Genomic DNA, 16,352 nt, shown 5'->3' on the forward strand with positions numbered 1-16,352 from the left:
AGGGCCGATACTGGGACCCGTGCCCCGAGGGTCGGAGAAGGTCATGGTCCTTGCTCGTCGAACCGGGCCGGCGGAGACGACGAGTCCGGAAGCAACCGTGGCAGCCCCCTGTCAGGGGCCCCGTCCATGACCACCACCGTCGCAGGCCTCAGCACCGGGGACGCTGCCCGGCTCCTGGCCGAGGACGGCCCCAACCTCCTGCCGCAGACGCACATCGTTCCACGCTGGCGTACGTTCGCCGCCCAGTTCACCCACTTCTTCGCTGTGATGCTGTGGGTGGCAGCGGCCCTGGCCTTCATCGCGGGCATGCCGCAGCTCGGCGTCGCCGTGACGATCGTGGTCATCATCAACGGGGTCTTCTCCTATGTGCAGGAAGCCCGGGCCGAACGCGCGGCGTCGCAGCTGCGGGCCATGCTCCCGGCCCAGGTCCTCGTGCGGCGCGACGGCCGGGCGGTGAGCATCCCCGCCGCGGAGATCGTGCACGGGGACGTGGTGCTCCTCTCCGCGGGGGACCGGATCCCGGGTGACATCGAGTTCACCGTGACGGAGTCCTGCACCGTGGATGAGTCGATGCTCTCGGGGGAGAGCGACCCCGTGCCCAAGAGGCCCGGTGATGCGGGGTTCGGCGGGACCTTCCTCGTCAACGGGGACGCCGAGGCGGAGGTCACCGCCACCGGGGCGCAGACGAGGCTCGCGGCCATCGCGACCCTGACCGCCACCGCCCAGCCGCCCCAGAGCCCCCTCAACGTCGAGTTGCGCCGGGTGGTCCGCATCATCTCGGTGGTCGCCCTGACCTTCGGCGGCGTGTTCTTCGCGGTCTCCCTGCTGTCCGGGACGTCGTGGCGTAATGCCTTCCTGTTCGCCATCGGTGTGTCCGTGGCCCTGATCCCCGAGGGACTCCTACCTACGGTCACGCTGTCCCTGGCCATGGGCGCGCAGCGCATGGCCGGCCGGAACGCCCTGGTGCGGCACTTGCAGGCCGTGGAGACGCTCGGGTCCACGACCTTCATCTGCACCGACAAGACCGGCACCCTCACACAGAACAGGATGAGCGCCGTCGACGTCTGGACGCCGCTCGGCGTCGTGACACTGAGCGGTACCGGGTACGCCCCGAGCGCGAGCATCACCGGCGCCCCGGACGCCGTGGTGCAGGCCGGCCGCCTGGCGCGCGCAGCGCAGGCGGCGTCCCGCGGGCGGGCCGTGCTGCACGGGGACCAGTGGTTGGCCGAGGGGGACCCGATGGAGGCTGCCCTGGACGCGCTGGCCCGCCGGTTGGACCACGGCGCCGGGACGAGCGCCGGCGGGAACGCGGAAGTGCCCGTCGATGCCCGCTGGCCGTTCGATCCGGCCCGGAAGCGCGAGTCCGTGGCCGTCGCCGGGCGCCTCCTGCTCAAGGGCGCCCCCGAATTCGTGCTGCCGCTGTGCGTGGCGCCCGCCGATCTCTCGGCGTGCGAGGCCGCCCTCGACGAGATGGCAGGGCGCGGCCTGCGCGTCCTCGCGGTGGCCGAGCGGGTGCTGCCCGGGATGCCCGGGTCCGACGCGACGTGGCCCGAGGACCCGGGCGAGCTCGAACGGGAGCTGACCCTGCTCGGGCTCGTGGGCCTGCACGACCCGCCGCGGGACTCGGTGGCGGAAGCGCTGCGTGCCACGCGGACGGCCGGCATCAAGGTCGCCATGCTGACCGGGGACCACCCGACGACGGCGGCGGCGATCGCCGCGGAGATCGGGCTGCTCGGCCCCGACCGGACCGTCCTCGAGGGCAAGGACCTGCCGGAGGACCCGCACCTGCTCGGGGCACTCCTGGACCGGGACGGGGTGGTGGTCAGCAGGGTGTCCCCGGAGCAGAAGCTCAAGGTGGCCAAGGCCCTGCAGCTGCGCGGGCACGTCCTGGCGATGACGGGGGACGGCGTCAATGACGGCCCTGCCCTGCAGGAAGCGGACATCGGCGTGGCCATGGGCGCCAGCGGCACGGACGTGGCGCGGGAGGCGGCGGACCTGGTGCTGCTGGACGACGACTTCGCGACCATCATCGCCGCCGTCGAGCAGGGCCGCGCCACCTACGCGAACATCCGCCGGTTCCTCACCTACCACCTGACCGACAACGTCGCGGAGCTCACCCCCTTCGTGGTCTGGGCGCTGTCCGGCGGGAGTTTCCCGCTGGCGCTCGGGGTGCTGCAGATCCTGTTCCTCGACATCGGGACGGATCTCCTCCCGGCCCTGGCCCTGGGCAGCGAGAAAGCCAACAAGCGGATCATGCATCGCCCGCCGGAACGCCGGCACCTGATGGACACCCGGCTGATGGTGCGCGTCTTCGCTGTCCTCGGCCCGGTGGAGGCCGTCTTCGAGATGACGGCGTTCACGCTCACCCTCTGGCTGGCCGGGTGGCGCCCCGGGACCGAGTTCCCCGCCGTGGGGGTCCTCGCGGCGGCGTCCGGGGCGGCGTTCACCACGGTGGTGCTGGCCCAGCTCGCCAACGCCTTCGCCTGCCGCAGCGAGTCCGTTCCCCCCTGGCGATTGGGTTGGCGCACCAACCCGCTGATGCTGAAGGCCGTGGGCGTGGAACTCCTGGCACTGCTCGGATTCCTGTTCATCGTCCCGGTTGCCGCCATGCTCGGGCACGCGCCTCCCACGGTGGCAGGGCTGCTCGTGGCGCTGCTCTCCATGCCGGCCCTGCTGGCGGCGGACTACTGGCACAAGCGGCTCACCCACCGGAGGGCGGTCGGCCCGTCCGCAGGCTGATTTGCAGGGTGCTGCCGGGCTCCACGACCGCCAGGTGCCGTCCCACGCGGACGCGGACCGCGTCGGCGGTGCTCTCGGCAGCGACCACCGTCAGCGTGTCCTTCTCGAGGGTGATCTCCAGCGGCAGTCCCCGGTACCGGATCCGGAAGGAGACCTGCCGCAGCTCCGTGGGCAGGCGCGGCGTGAACACGAGCGCATCGGCGTGCATCCGCAGGCCCGCGAAGCTCCGCTGGACCACGTCGACGCTGCCGGCCATCGCCCCGAGGTGGATCCCCGTGCGCGTGGTGCCGTCCTGGGTGTCGTCGAGGTCGGCGTCGAGAGCCTCGCGGAAGGTGGCCCACGCCCGTTCCGGGTGCGACGCCGCGAGCACCGAGGCGTGGGCCACCCGGCTGAGGGTGGAACCGTGGGCCACCCGGGCGAGGTAGTACTCGACGGTCCGAGCCATCTGGTCCTCCGTCGGCGTGTACCCCATGTGTCGGAGCCGGCGCATCAGCTGGTCCTGGCCCAGCACATAGAACAGCATGAGGACGTCCGCCTGCTTGGAGAGCCTGTACCGGTTGGTGCTGTCCCCCTCGGCGCCGAGGAGGAGGTCCAGCCGCTCGATGTTGCCGTACGTGCGCCGGTAGCGGTCCCAGTCCAGTTCCTCCAGCCGCTCGTAGCCTGCGAACTGGCTGATGACGCCGTCGTGGAAGGGCACGTGGAACAGGCGTGCCAGGCGGGTCCACTGGTCCATCTCACCTCCCGTGATGCGGAGCCGGCGGCGCAGGTCCCGGCGATCCCGGCCGCGGACGGCCTTCATGATCCTCGCCGGGCGTGAGCACACCCACGAGGCCATGACGTTGGTGTAGGCATTGTCGTCGATGCCCTCTCCGGCACGGTCCGGGTAGCCGTCGTGGTACTCGTCCGGCCCCACGACACCGCGCAGGTGGAACCTGCCGTCCGCGGCGTCGAACTCGGCGGCCGCGGCGAAGGACCGGGCGACCTCCACGATCAGGTCCGCTCCGTGGCCCAGGATCCAGTCCCGGTCCGCGGTCGCCTCGTAGTACTGCCAGGCGTTGTACGCCACGGCGAGGCTGCCGTGGCGCTGCAGGCGGGAGTGATCCGGTGTCCACTGCCCGGAGAAACGGTTGTAGAGCCATGGCGGGGTGTCCTCCGTGCCGTCGCTGCCGCTGCGCCACGGGAACATGGCGCCGTCGAGTCCGGCCGCGCGGGCCCGGTCCCGGGCCGCGTCCAGCCGGCGCCATCGGTAGTCCAGCAGCGAGCGGGTCACCGACGGCAGGCGGGACGTGACCAGCGGCAGCACGAACAGGTCGTCCCAGAAGATGTGCCCCCGATAGCCCTCGCCGTGGAGCCCGCGCGCCGGGACGCCGGCGTCGAGCTCGGCAGTGTGCTCCGAGAGGGTCTGCAGCAGGTGGAACACATGGAGGTTCAGGATGAACTGGGTCTGCCGGTCGGCGTGAAGGTCGACGCTGAACAGGTCCAGCAGGGGCCGCCACGCGTCCTCGTGGGCGGCGAGCGCCGGCTTCAGGCCACCGCCGGCGCGGGCCAGGACGGCGAGGGCCGCGGACAGCGGCGAGGACACCGCGCGGTCCCGCGAACTGACGACGGCGACCGTCTTGCAGACGGTCAGCGGCACCCCGTCCGCCAGGGTGGCGACATGGTGCTGCAGCCAGCGGGACGGTCCGGCCCCGCCGTCCGACCCCGCGTCGGGCACCGGGGTGCTGCCCACCGCGGAGGAGGCGCCGTCCGGGCCGCTGAACGTGACCTCGGCGGCGACGGCGACGCGGAGGCAGCTCTGCAGGGTCAGGACCTCCACCGTCTCGACCCCGGAGTCCACCCGGCCGTCGAGGACTCGGAGGTGCCGGCCACCCAGTGCCGCGTCTTCGGGGACGTTTCCGTTCGCCACGTCCGCATCGATCCCCGTGCGGACCTCCACGGTGCCGCCCCATCCGCGGGCGGTCAGCGTGGTCTCCAGCAGCGCAAGGCCGGGCTGCGCCATGGAGACGATCCGCCGCTGGTGGACGTCCAGCCGCCTGCCCTGCGCATCCTCGAGCACAGCCCGCCGGAACAGCACGGCCCGCTTCAGGTCCAGCTCCCGGTGCTGCCCCACCAGAATCAGTCCGCCCTCGGACCACCACCCGCCGGGCGGCAGCCGCAGGTCGAGGGGGAGCCAGTTGGGGAGGTTGACCAGGTGCTCGCCCTCCGTCTCCTCCCCGTGCACCAGCTCGGGGCGCCGGTTGTAGATGCCCGCCAGGTACGTGCCGGGGTAGTGGGCGGCGTCGGCGGAGGCTTCCGGGGCGGCGCCGCGGGTGGCCATGCGACCGTTGCCCAGGGTGGTCAGCGCCTCGCGGTGGCCTTCGTGCCAGGGATCGAAGCCGTCGTAGATCAGGTGCCACCGGTGTGTGAGGACCAGGCCCATGTCCAGCTGCCGGGCGTCCTCGAGCACCATGTCGGCTCCCGCACGTTCGAGTGCCGCCCGCTGCTCGGCCCGGTCGATCCCCACGATCAGCCCGAACCCGCCGGCGCGCGCGGCGGCCACCCCGCTCGTGGCGTCCTCGATGACCACGGTGCGGGCGGGGCGCGCCTTCAGCCTGCGTGCTGCTTCGAGGAAGGTGGCGGGATCGGGTTTGCCGGGCAGGCCCAGCTCCGCAGCCGCGGTCCCGTCGACGACGACGTCGAACGCCCCCTCCAGCCCCGTGACGGCGAGCACCGAGGCGGCGTTGCGGCTGGCCGTCACCAGGGCGCACGGGACGCGGCTGTCCTGCAGCCGGTGGATCAGTTCGACCGTGCCCGGGAAGGCCCTCACCCCGTTCCGGCGCAGCTCGTCGAGGAAGAGCGCGTTCTTGGCCGCACCCAGGCCCTGCTCGGTCCAGGCCTCCGGCGGGTCCGACGGCGTGCCGGGCGGCAGGTCGATCCCGCGGGAATGCAGGAACACGGCGACGCCCTGTTCCCGGGGGCGGCCGTCCACGAAGGCGTAGTAGTCGCCGTCGTCGAAGGGACGCACCTCCGCGGCGGTGGGCACCCGGGGATCCCTGAGCACGGCGTCGAACAGCTGTTTCCAGGCGGCCCGGTGCACCGACGCCGTGTCCGTGACCACGCCGTCGAGGTCGAAGATCACCGCGTCGAAGGGGGAGGCTGTGGCTGCGACGGTCGGGGAGCCGGTCCCGCGCTGCCATGGTCGGACGGCGGGGCCCGGACCGTAGTCCGGGGCGTCCTCAGGCCCCACCGGGACCGCCGGTCAGGTACAGGACCGCGGCGCCGTCGACGCGGTCGGCCGCAAGGTCCGCCAGGGCGCGATCCGCGGCGGTGAACGGGTACCGCTGGATGGTGGGGCGCAGCGGGATGCGTGCGGCGAGCGCCAGCAGTTCACGGCCGTCGGACCGGGTGTTCGCCGTGACGCTGCAGAGGCGGCGTTCCTGGAAGAGGTCGTCGGCGTAGTGCAGTACCGGGATGTCGCTGAGGTAGATGCCCGCGATGGCCAGGGTGCCGCCGCGGTCCAGGGCGCGCAGGGCAGCGGGGACCAGTCCGCCGGCGGGTGCGAAGAGGATGGCGGCGTCCAGCGGGTGGGGCGGTTCCGCAGTGGCGTCCCCCACGAAGACGGCGCCCAGCTCCGCGGCAAGGCGGCGCGCGCTCGCCGAACGCGTCATCACGGACACCTCCACGCCCTCGAACATCGCCACCTGCGCGGCCAGGTGGGCGGACGCCCCGAAACCGTAGATGCCTAGCCGGCCGCCGGGCCGCACCCCGGACCGGCGCAGCGCCCGGTACCCGATGATCCCGGCGCAGAGCAGCGGGGCCGCCTCCTCGTCGGCGAAGCCCTCCGGCACTGCGTACGCGAAGGCCTCGGGCACGGTCACGAGCTCGGCGTAGCCGCCGTCGTCGTCCCAACCGGTGAACCGCGGAGACAGGCACAGGTTCTCGTCGCCGCGACGGCAGAAACGGCAGGCTCCGCACGTCGAGCGGAGCCACGCGATGCCCACCCTGTCGCCCGCGTGGAAGAGCCGGCAGCCGGGCCCGGTGTCCACCACCGCGCCGATGATCTCGTGGCCCGGCACGGTGCGCGGATGCTTCGCCGGCAGGTCGCCCTCGACCAGATGCAGGTCGGTCCGGCACACCCCGCACGCCCGGACGCTGACCAGGAGCTCGCCGGGGCCCGGGACGGGGTCCGGCCGGGTGCCGAAGACCAGCGCGGACGTGCTCCTCGCGCCGGACCCGGGATCGCCGGCGTCGAGTGCGGCGTCGAGTGCGGCATCCTCAATCCACCACGCGCGCACGGCTCACCCGCCCAGCCGGGGTGGCAAAGGTGCCGCCCGTCCGATGCCACACCGGGTCGCGGACCTGTCCATCGTCCTCGAGCGACATGGGACCCCCTGGGTAGAGGCCCCATCGTACGCTTCGGCAGGCCGCTGATCCGCTCCCCGTGAGGCACCTCGCCCGGGCCGGGTGGTACCCGCCGGGAGGCCTCCCTCGACGACGGCGCACGGGTGCGAGAATGACCGCATGCCGCACCAGGGAACACCCGTCGGCCGGGTCCTCGCGCTCTACCGCTATCCGGTGAAGTCGACGTCGGGCCAGGCGCTGGGAACTGCCGCCGTCACCCCGTCAGGGCTCGAGCACGACCGCCGCTGGGCGGTCTACACGCACGACGGCGGGATCACCAGCGGCAAGCGCACGCGCCGCTTCCGGCCCGTCCCCGGGCTGCTCGACTGGACGTCGGAGCTGGACGGGCGCGACCGCGTCCCCCTCCTCCGCAGCCCCGCGGGTGTCCCGTACCGGGTGGACGACCCCGCGACCGCCGATGCGCTGACCACGGCGTTCGGCCAGGAACTCACGCTGCGGCAGGGGACCACTCTCCAGCACCACGACGAGTCGCCGCTCCACCTGGTGACGACGTCGTCCCTCGCCGCGCTCGCGGAGCTGCTGGGCGGCGAGGTCGAGGAGCGCCGCTTCCGCCCGAATCTCGTCCTGGACACGGGGTCCGACCCGCTGTTCCTCGAACGTGACTGGGCGGGCGTGGAGCTGGCGATCGGGGACGAGGTGGTCATCACGGTCGACGCCGGTATGCCCCGCTGCGCGATGATCGACCAGCCCCAGGCCGGCGTGGTCGCCGGCACGAAGGCGCTGAAGGCACTTTCGGTCCACAATGGGTTGGAGTTCGGGGTGCAGGCCCGCGTGGACCGCATAGGCGCGATCGGCGTGGGAGACCTGGTGACCCTGCGAGGTACGGGGTCGTGACACATCACGGAGGAGAGAGCAGATGCGCAATGTGACCTACTCGATGGGGGTCTCCCTGGACGGCTACATCGTCGGCCCGGATGGCGGCTTCGACTTCACCACGCCCGAGGAGGAGGTCTTCCGGTCCGCCATCGACGAGCTCCGTACGGTCGGCGTCCACCTGCTGGGGCGCCGGCTCTACGAGACGATGCTCTACTGGGAGACAGACGACCCGGACGCATCGACCGACGACCCGGACGCATCGGCCGACGAGCCGGACCGCGAGTGGACCGCGCTCTGGAAGCGGCTTCCGAAGGTCGTGTTCTCCCACTCGCTGTCCGCGGTCCAGGGGAGCAACACCCGCCTGGCGTCCGTCAGCCTGGCCGACGAGATCGAGCGGCTGCGCGCCGACCCTGCCGAGGGGGACATCGCGATCGGAGGGGCCACCCTCGCGGAGGAGGCGGCGGCGCTGGATCTCATCGACGAGTACCAGGTGCGGGTCCATCCGGTGCTGGTCGGGGGCGGGCGCCCGTTCTTCCCGCCCCACCACCGCCGGACGGACCTCGAGCTCGTCGGCAGCCGCGTCTTCGGCACGGGCGTCGTGATCTCCCGCTACCGCGTGAAGCGCTGACCTCAGCGGGAGCCCACCCGGGCGGCGACGGCGACGATTTCCTGCATGTAGGGGGCCACGACCTGCCGGGAGATCTTGCAGTCCAGCAGGAGGACGCCGTCGTCGTCGGAGGCGAGCCAGCCCGCCACCCCGGCGAGGTCCCCGAGCGAGGCGATGGTCGCTGACCGCGCCCCGAAGGCCGCTGCGACGGCGGCGAAATCCACCTCGTCGATGAGCATCGGCCCCGAATGGATGCCGCGAACGGCATATTGGTGGATCTCGGCCCCATAGGCGGCGTCGTTGAAGACCACGACGACCGCGCGGCGTGCGGTCCGGATGAACGTCTCGAGATCGGCGAGGGCCATGAGCGCGCCGCCGTCCCCCGTGCACAGGACGACGGTGGAGCCCGGCAGCGCGCGGGCCGCGCCCACGGCGCTGGGGAAGCCGAGGCCGATGGTCTGGTACGCCGTGCCCACCATGATCATGCGATTCGGCGCGGGGACGTGCAGGTAGCCGGGCGCCCATCCGATGAAGTGGCCGCCGTCCTGCACGATCGTCCGGTCCGTGGGCAGCATCCGGTCCAGTGCCCGGCACAGGCTCCGCGGGTCGAGGCGGCCGTCGGGCGCCGTCGGCTCGCCGTCGTCGCGCGCGTCGTGGGCGCGCAGGGCCTCCCCGGCGGCGCGTGTGCTCCACCGACGCCCGCCCTCGCGGCGTTCGACGGCGGCGGCGAGCGCCTCGGCGGTGAGGCGTGCGTCGGCGTGCACGAAGTCGGTGACGGCCGCTGAGGTGGGACCGGCAGCAAGATCCACCTGGACGACCCGGGCGTCGACGCCGAAGGAGTGGCCGAAGCGCATCGTGAACTGGTTGAGTCGCGCACCGAGGACCAGGACGACGTCGGCCTGCTCGATGAGGCCGGCTGTGCGGTCCGACGCCCAGCCGCCCGCGATGCCGAGGGCGGCGGTGTCGTCCCCGAAGAGCCCCGCCCCGAGGCCGGAGGTGGCGGTGAGGGCGCCGAGACGCTCCGCGAGAGCTCCCGCCGCCGCGGCGGCCCCGCTCACCCAGGCGCCGCGGCCGGCCAGGACCAGGGGCCGCTCGGCGGACGAGAGCAGGGCCGCGATGCGTTCGAGGTCCGCTGAGGCCGGTGCCGGGCGGGGCCCGGGAGCCGGCGCCCCGGGGGTTTCCTCGTCCGCTGCCTCGGTGGACGCCAGGTCGTACGGGATGGCCAGGACCACGGCCTCGCGCTGACGGAGTGCGTGCTCGACCGCAGCCGTCGTGACCGCCAGGGGATCCGTGGCGGACACCGTGAAGGTCGTGGCGCCGAGCCCCTTGGCCACGAGGGACTGGTCGATGTCCCACGCGCGTGCACCGGTCGTGGGCGCGTCGCCGACCACGAGGACGAGCGGGATACCCGCCTGCACGGCTTCGGCCAGCGGGGTCGAAGCGTTCGTGAATCCGGCGCCGTACGTGGTGGTGGCGACGGCGAGGCCCCCGCTGGCGCGGTGGTAGGCGTCGGCGGCGGCGACCGCCCCGGCCTCGTGCCGCACCGCGGTGAAGTGCAGCGACGGCGCCGCCATGACGGCGTCGAGGAAGTGCGCGTTCCCGTTGCCCATGACGCCGAAGACCTCGGTGGTGGCGGGCAGGAGGGCGGAGACGATGCGGGCGGACACGGTGGCCATGGTCGGATCCTTGCAGGCGAAGTCCCCGGGGCGCTGGTGCGGGCACACGGTCACCCGGGGACTTGGTGGGTGAATTCCGTATGTGCCTCGGGCGGCGGCCCTTATTGCCTCTTTTTCAGGCACGGCGCCCCTGGCACCCGACGGTTGCAACTATAGCGGGGACGGCTTCGGTGCGAGGCTCCCGGCGTCGGACCGTGGCGTCGTCCCTGCCCACCCGTCGTCCCTGCCTACCCGCCGGTCCTGCCTACCCGCCTGCCCTGCCTACCCGCCTGCCCTGCCTACCCGCCTGCCCTGCCCACCCGTCGGCCCTGCTCGGTGGGCAGCCGTGAAGATGCCCACCGACCCGGTGCGGTCAGTGGGCATCTTCACGAGGATGCGGCGGGCCAGGCCCGACGACGTCCGCCGGTCAGGAGCGGTGCCCCGCGCCGGCGTCGTCCTTCTCCGCCTCCAGCGGTGCCCCCTTGGTCTCCTTGACCAGCGTCACGCCGATGAAGGAGATGGCGCAGAGCCCCATGATGTAGAGGCCGATCGAGCCCGACCACCCGGTGCTCTTGAGCAGGGCCTCGGCGATGAGCGGGGCGAAGGCGCCGCCCAGGATCGCGCCGAGGGCGTAGCCGATGCCGATGCCCGAGTAGCGGACGTTCGCCGGGAACATCTCGGCGTACATCGCGGACATGGGCCCGTAGGAGAGGCCGAGGCCGATGGTCAGCACGAAGATCGCGATGCCGTAGGCCCAGACGTTCCGGGTGTCGATCATCATGAACATCGGGATCATCCACACGAAGATCAGTCCGTAGCCGATCTGGAAGGTCCGCACCCGCCCGATGCGATCCGAGAGGATGCCGCCGTAGAGGGTGAAGATGAGCCAGCCGAAGGACGCCAGGAGCGTGGCGAGGAGGACCGGTGCGGCGGGCATGCCCAGGATCCTCTGGGCGTAGGAGGAGAGGAACGCGATCACGAGGTAGCCGGCCGCGTTGTTGCCGATGAAGATGACGGCGGCGAGGATGACCGGCCGCTTGTGCGTCCGCATCAGGTCGCGCAGCGGAGTGGCGGTGTCCCTCTTGCGCTCGATCATGCGCTTGAACACGGGGCTCTCGGCGACGGCGGCCCGGATGAAGTAGCCGACGACGATCAGGACGACGGAAAGCAGGAACGGGATGCGCCACCCCCAGGCGAGGAAGTCCTCGGGAGACAGGGTGCTGCGGAGCAGGAACAGCACGAGGGTCGCGAGGATCATGCCCACGGGGACACCGATCTGGGGATAGGCGCCCCAGAAGCCGCGCTTGTTCGTCGGTGCGTGCTCCACCGCCATGAGTGCGGCGCCGCCCCACTCCCCGCCCGCCGAGAAGCCCTGCAGGATGCGCAGGAGCATCAGGAGGATCGGCGCCCAGATGCCGATCTGCGCGTAGGTGGGCAGCAGGCCGATCAGCGCGGTGGCGGAGCCCATCATGACGAGCGTGAAGACGAGCATCGCCTTCCTGCCGATGCGGTCACCGAGGCGCCCGGCGATGACGGCGCCGAGCGGCCGGAAGAAGAAGCTGATGCCGATCGTGGCCCAGGCGACGAGCTGCGCGAGGCCGGGGCTCTCGCCCTCGAGGGGGCCGAAGTAGAGGGATGCGAAGACCAGGCCGGCGGCCTGGGCGAAGATGAAGAAGTCGTACCATTCGATCGTGGTGCCGACCATGGTCCCCGCGAGGACCTTGCGGTCAGCCGCGCTCATGCCGTCCCGGGACTGTGCGTCCGGACGCTCTGACGCTAGTGCCATGAAAAACTCCCTTGTTTTTGCAGTGCGTGACCACTCGTGTGCCGTGATCCGGGCGGGACGCCGTCGTCCCTGCCATCGGCACGAAATCGTATACGAATGCTAGGCCGCGCTTCGGTGGGGGTCAAGGGTGGCGGCGCCCGTCATGCGGTCGGGCGGGACCGCCGCCCGACCGCATCATCTCCGGGCATCGTGGCGCCCTATGCAGGAAATCGTGGTGGCGGCGACCACAGGCCGGTGATGCGGGAGCCCTTGCACGAGGAACGCGGACCGGGCAAGAGTTGATGGGGTGCACCCGATGGTTCAGAAGTAGACGGTCATGAGACGATTCCGCCTCGAACACTGGCTCAAGACGAGTCTGTGGGTCGTCCCCGTGCTGTTCATCCTCGCGGGGATCGCACTGTCGCTGATCACCACGTCGATCGATGACGGAGGCATGATCCCCCAGAGCGTCACCGGCGACACGACGGCAGCGATGCAGATCCTCTATCTCATCGCGTTCTCGATGCTGACCCTGACCGGGCTGGTGCTCTCGCTGCTGGTGCTGGTCGTGCAGCTCGCGATGGGCAGCTTCTCACCGCGGATCGTCCGGCAGATCCTGCAGGACCGCCCCAGCCAGATAGCGCTCGGTCTCTTCGCGGGTACGTTCAGCCACGCCCTGCTGTCCATACGGGCGATCAAGACGACTCCCGACGGCGGGACCGTCCCCGGCCTTGCGGTCCTCATCGCCATCGTGCTGGTGCTCACGTGCATCGCAACACTCGTCTGGTACCTGAACCACATCGGTCAGTCACTGCGCGCCGCAGCGCTCGTCGGCTGGGTGGCCCGCGACACGATGAAGACCCTCGATCGCGTCTACCCGGGATCGGGGACGACGGCGGACGCCGACCCCGGCCTCGTCTCCTCGCCGAACGGTGGGGTCATCTTCACCATCGACCACGACCGCCTGACCCTCCTGGCCACGAAAGCGGATTGTCAGTTCGAATTGCTGTGGGCGGTGGGGGATTTCGTGCCGAGGGGCGCCCCGCTCGTTCGGATCGTCGGAGATCCGTCCGGCATCTCCCACGGCGCCGTGAGCAGGGCCGTCGCCACCGGCCCGGAACGGACCATGAACCAGGACGTGGCCTACGGCGTGAGGATGCTGGTGGACATCGCCGAGCGCTCCCTGTCGGCCGGGCCTTTCGACGACCCCACCACCGCTCTGCAGTCCATCGATCGTCTTCACGACATCCTGCGCCAGATCGCCCGGCGCCCGCTGCACTCCGGACGCTACGAGGACAGGGACGGGACGCTGCGGCTGACCGTGCCGACGATGCACTGGGACGGCTACGTGCGCATCGCGTTCGACGAGATCCGGCAAGCCGGCGCGGGATCACCCCAGGTCATCAGGCGCCTCCGGGCGGCGCTGGAGGATCTGCTGACCGTCGCGCCCCCCGAGCGGCGGGCAGCGCTCGATCGCCAGCTGGCCCTGCTGACCCGGACCGCCGCCGCTGCGACGGGCACCGAGGAGGACCGCAGGGCGATGCTCGTGGCAGACCCCTCCGGGATCGGTTCTGCGGACGAGCTCACGATGTCGCATCCCACGCGCGACGAACCGGGGCCCGCTGGACGGTGAGCCGAGGCCTTCACGGCAGGTTCCCGTACGCAGATCAGGCTCGTCCGGACGTTTTTGGTCGTAGTGTTCACGTGATGCCGTGATATCCATTGGGTAACCCGGAGCGATCCTCAGTAGTGTTTGAGCATGGCCACCTTCCTCAGAAACAGCCGCGCCGCCGCGCTTCCCGCCAAGCTCTCACGATCCTGGCTACTGGCCTCCGCGGCTTCCGAGGACACCTTCATCCCCGCCCTCACTTCGGAAGCCGACTCCGTGGTGTTCGACATGGAGGACGCCGTCCCCGCCGCGGGGAAGGCCGAGGCGCGCGAGCGCGTGGTCGAGGCCCTGTCCACCGGCATGACGGCGTGGGTGCGGGTCAACGGCATCGAGACGGAGTACTGGGCCGACGACCTGGCCGCCCTGTCCAGGGCGCCCGGCCTGCGCGGGGTGATGCTCGCCATGACCGAGAAGCCCGAACAGGTCACGCACACGGCCATGCGCCTCCAGGCCGGCACGCCGGTGCTCGCGCTCATCGAATCGGCGCTCGGTATCGAGAACGCGACGGCGATCGCCAGCGCCCCCGGCACCTTCCGCCTCGCATTCGGCGTCGGCGATTTCCGGCGCGACACCGGAGCCTCCGACGACCCGATGGCGCTCGCCTATGCCCGCTCCAAGCTCGTGGTCGCCTCGCGCGTGGGGCAGCTGCCCGGACCGATCGACGGGCCTACCGTCGGCGCCCTGGGGGATGAGCTGCTCGCGGCCTGCAAGGTCACGGCCTCCATGGGGATGACCGGCAAGCTGTGCCTGCTGACCGACGCGACCGACACCATCAACCGCGGGCTGTCGCCCAGCGAGTCCGAGATCAGCTGGGCCTCCGAGCTCCTCCGCGAGCATGCCGCCGGGGCCGTGGTGGGCGACGGATCCTACCTGCCGCGCCTGGCCCGGGCGCAGAAGATCTCCTCGCTCGCGGACTCCTACGGGCTCTGGAACGCCTGACCGCAAAAAAATACTTCGCGCTCCTTGCATCCAAATCGCCTCGCAGCCGGGTAGTACCGGGTGTCAGCGAAAGAGCCCCGTCACGGGGCCACACCAAGGAGTAGCAATGCAACGAAGCCTGTACGCCATTGGAGCCGTCGCAGCCCTGGGAGCAGCGTCCATCGCCGCCCCGGCAACCGCCGCCGAAGCGCCTGCGGACGCGTCCCTGTCCGTCCTTCACGGCGTCCCCGACCTCACGGTCGACGTCTACGTCAACGGCGCCCTCACGCTGGACAACTTCGCGCCGGGTACGCTGGCCGGTCCGCTCGCCCTGCCGGCAGGGGACTACCAGCTGGCCATCACGGCGGCCGACGCCGCGGACGCCAGCGCGCCGGTGATCGGCCCCGTCGACGTGAAGCTCGAGGCCGGTGGAAACTACACCGCGACGGCGAATCTCGATGCGGCGGGACAGCCGACGGCGAACTTCTACACCAATGACGTCTCGACCATCGAGGCCGGCAAGACACGGCTGACGGTCCGGCACGTCGCGGCCGCGCCGGCCGTCGACGTCCTGGCGGGAGGCACGCCGATCGTCCAGAACCTCAGCAATCCGGGCGAGGCCTCGCTGACCACCGATCCCGGGATGGTATCGGCGACGGTTGCGGCCACGGGTACCACCGCCCCGGTGATCGGCCCCGCCGACCTGAACCTCCCTGAAGGCACGTCGACGATCGTCTACGCGTGGGGCAGCCTCGAGGCCGGCAACCTCGCGCTCGCCACGCAGACCATCGAGGGGCTCCACTCCTCACCCGGCGCCGTCCCCGGAGGCCAGTCCGGCCTCGCAGCCCAGGACGACAACGGAGCGGCCATCGGGATGGGGGCATTCCTCCTGGTCCTGCTGGGCGGTGCGGCGGCCGTCGCCCGTCGTCGGACCGCGCGGATCTGACGCCGGCAGTTCCGAGGCCAGTCGTGCCCGGCGGGGAGGCCTTTCCCTCCTCCCCGCCCGGCACGTCACCCTAGGCAGGAGAGTTACCGACAGTGCGTTCCAGACGATCAGCGATCCCCGCGGCGGTCCTCGCCTCCATCCTCCTCGTGGGATGCGCGCAGGCCGATGACCCGGCGCCGGCGGACCCGGCACCTGCCATCACCGCGCCCGCCTCGGCGCGGCCCGCCCCCGCGGACGGCGCCCGGGACGCTGCGGCGGACGGCGCCGCCCCGAGCAACCCAGGCGCGCCACCGACGGCGGTCGCCGAGGTGCCCGTCCAGCCGGCGGACGGCGCGCTCCAGCCACGGGACCCGGCCCCGGTATCGCTCGCCATCGACGGCACCGACATCTCGGTGAAGGTCGTGGACGTCGGTATCGAGGAGAACAACGCGATGGTCATCCCGGACAGCTTCTACGAGGCGGGGTGGTACCGGTACGGCCCCGCGCCCGGTGCGGAGGCCGGCAACGCGGTGATCGCCGCCCACGTCGACAGCCTCACGGAGGTGATGCCCTTCGCCCAGCTGAAGGACGTGCCGATCGGAACCATCGTCACGGTGGGGCTCGAGGACGGCCGGTCCCTGGCCTACGCGGTCTCGGACGTGCGGAACGTCCCGAAGGCCACGCTGAACGGATCGGAGATCTTCAAGCGCGACGGCGACCACGAGCTCAAGATCATCACCTGCGGGGGTGAATGGCTGCCCGATGAAGGAGACTATGAGGATAATGTAGTGCTCACAGCCTTACCGCTCTGAGTCTGATGGGGTAAGAGCCTAGGATCGCAGGACGCCGCACCGGTG

11 protein-coding genes are annotated in these 16,352 nt (G+C 71.5%); 7 read left to right on the plus strand and 4 right to left on the minus strand.

Annotation, left to right across the window (positions count from 1 at the left end; translation table 11 throughout):
- Positions 1–126 precede the first annotated feature (126 nt).
- Positions 127–2,739 (plus strand): cation-translocating P-type ATPase, encoded by a 2,613-nt coding sequence (locus tag IWX63_RS09855; RefSeq protein ID WP_199277992.1) that lies wholly within the window; start codon positions 127–129, stop codon positions 2,737–2,739.
- Here the strand turns inward: IWX63_RS09855 and IWX63_RS09860 are convergent.
- On the minus strand, positions 2,702–5,965 hold the full coding sequence (locus tag IWX63_RS09860; RefSeq protein WP_199277993.1) for a beta-phosphoglucomutase family hydrolase: 3,264 nt from the start codon (positions 5,963–5,965) through the stop codon (positions 2,702–2,704). The genes IWX63_RS09855 and IWX63_RS09860 overlap by 38 nt on opposite strands.
- The gene (locus IWX63_RS09865) at positions 5,955–7,013 is read right to left on the minus strand and encodes a zinc-dependent alcohol dehydrogenase family protein (protein ID WP_334685772.1); all 1,059 of its coding nucleotides are present in this window, start codon (positions 7,011–7,013) and stop codon (positions 5,955–5,957) included. The genes IWX63_RS09860 and IWX63_RS09865 overlap by 11 nt, the downstream gene beginning before the upstream one ends.
- Positions 7,014–7,239: 226 nt before the next feature.
- Between IWX63_RS09865 and IWX63_RS09870 the strand changes: the two genes are divergently transcribed.
- Both IWX63_RS09870 and IWX63_RS09875 read left to right on the plus strand, forming a co-directional pair.
- On the plus strand, positions 7,240–7,974 hold the full coding sequence (locus IWX63_RS09870; protein WP_199277994.1) for an MOSC domain-containing protein: 735 nt from the start codon (positions 7,240–7,242) through the stop codon (positions 7,972–7,974).
- A 22-nt stretch (positions 7,975–7,996) separates the two neighbouring features.
- A complete protein-coding gene (locus IWX63_RS09875; RefSeq protein ID WP_199277995.1) occupies positions 7,997–8,584 on the plus strand; it encodes a dihydrofolate reductase family protein in 588 nt (195 codons plus the stop codon).
- Positions 8,585–8,586: 2 nt separating this feature from the next.
- Here IWX63_RS09875 and IWX63_RS09880 read toward each other — a convergent pair whose 3' ends face one another.
- Together IWX63_RS09880 and IWX63_RS09885 are read right to left on the minus strand one after the other, a co-directional pair.
- Positions 8,587–10,239: a thiamine pyrophosphate-binding protein gene (locus IWX63_RS09880; protein ID WP_199277996.1), complete on the minus strand. Its 1,653-nt coding sequence runs from the start codon at positions 10,237–10,239 to the stop codon at positions 8,587–8,589.
- Positions 10,240–10,645: 406 nt separating this feature from the next.
- Positions 10,646–12,004: an MFS transporter gene (locus IWX63_RS09885; protein WP_334685773.1), complete on the minus strand. Its 1,359-nt coding sequence runs from the start codon at positions 12,002–12,004 to the stop codon at positions 10,646–10,648.
- A 316-nt stretch (positions 12,005–12,320) separates the two neighbouring features.
- Here IWX63_RS09885 and IWX63_RS09890 point away from each other — a divergent pair, with 316 nt between their 5' ends.
- From IWX63_RS09890 to IWX63_RS09905, 4 genes are all read left to right on the plus strand, one after another.
- Complete coding sequence (locus IWX63_RS09890; RefSeq protein WP_199277997.1) at positions 12,321–13,616, plus strand: DUF2254 domain-containing protein; 1,296 nt, start codon at positions 12,321–12,323, stop codon at positions 13,614–13,616.
- Positions 13,617–13,742: 126 nt separating this feature from the next.
- Positions 13,743–14,591, plus strand: a complete 849-nt coding sequence (locus IWX63_RS09895; RefSeq protein ID WP_199277998.1) for an HpcH/HpaI aldolase/citrate lyase family protein — start codon at positions 13,743–13,745, stop codon at positions 14,589–14,591.
- A 106-nt stretch (positions 14,592–14,697) separates the two neighbouring features.
- Positions 14,698–15,516 carry a DUF4397 domain-containing protein gene (locus IWX63_RS09900; RefSeq protein ID WP_199277999.1) on the plus strand — a complete coding sequence of 273 codons (819 nt, stop codon included), beginning with the start codon at positions 14,698–14,700 and terminating at the stop codon, positions 15,514–15,516.
- A 92-nt stretch (positions 15,517–15,608) separates the two neighbouring features.
- A complete protein-coding gene (locus IWX63_RS09905; RefSeq protein WP_334685774.1) occupies positions 15,609–16,307 on the plus strand; it encodes a class F sortase in 699 nt (232 codons plus the stop codon).
- Positions 16,308–16,352 lie beyond the last annotated feature (45 nt).

Origin of the sequence: Arthrobacter sp. CAN_A2 (assembly GCF_015752045.1) — a bacterium.
Lineage (GTDB): Bacteria > Actinomycetota > Actinomycetes > Actinomycetales > Micrococcaceae > Arthrobacter_D.

What these genes read in the sequence shown, in the direction of transcription:
- IWX63_RS09855 (WP_199277992.1), top strand. Translation starts at nt 127, where the DNA reads ATGACCACCACCGTCGCAGGCCTCAGCACCGGGGACGCTGCCCGGCTC.
- IWX63_RS09870 (WP_199277994.1), top strand. Translation starts at nt 7,240, where the DNA reads ATGCCGCACCAGGGAACACCCGTCGGCCGGGTCCTCGCGCTCTACCGC.
- IWX63_RS09875 (WP_199277995.1), top strand. Translation starts at nt 7,997, where the DNA reads ATGCGCAATGTGACCTACTCGATGGGGGTCTCCCTGGACGGCTACATC.
- IWX63_RS09880 (WP_199277996.1), bottom strand. Translation starts at nt 10,239, where the DNA reads ATGGCCACCGTGTCCGCCCGCATCGTCTCCGCCCTCCTGCCCGCCACC.
- IWX63_RS09885 (WP_334685773.1), bottom strand. Translation starts at nt 12,004, where the DNA reads ATGGCACTAGCGTCAGAGCGTCCGGACGCACAGTCCCGGGACGGCATG.
- IWX63_RS09890 (WP_199277997.1), top strand. Translation starts at nt 12,321, where the DNA reads ATGAGACGATTCCGCCTCGAACACTGGCTCAAGACGAGTCTGTGGGTC.
- IWX63_RS09895 (WP_199277998.1), top strand. Translation starts at nt 13,743, where the DNA reads ATGGCCACCTTCCTCAGAAACAGCCGCGCCGCCGCGCTTCCCGCCAAG.
- IWX63_RS09900 (WP_199277999.1), top strand. Translation starts at nt 14,698, where the DNA reads ATGCAACGAAGCCTGTACGCCATTGGAGCCGTCGCAGCCCTGGGAGCA.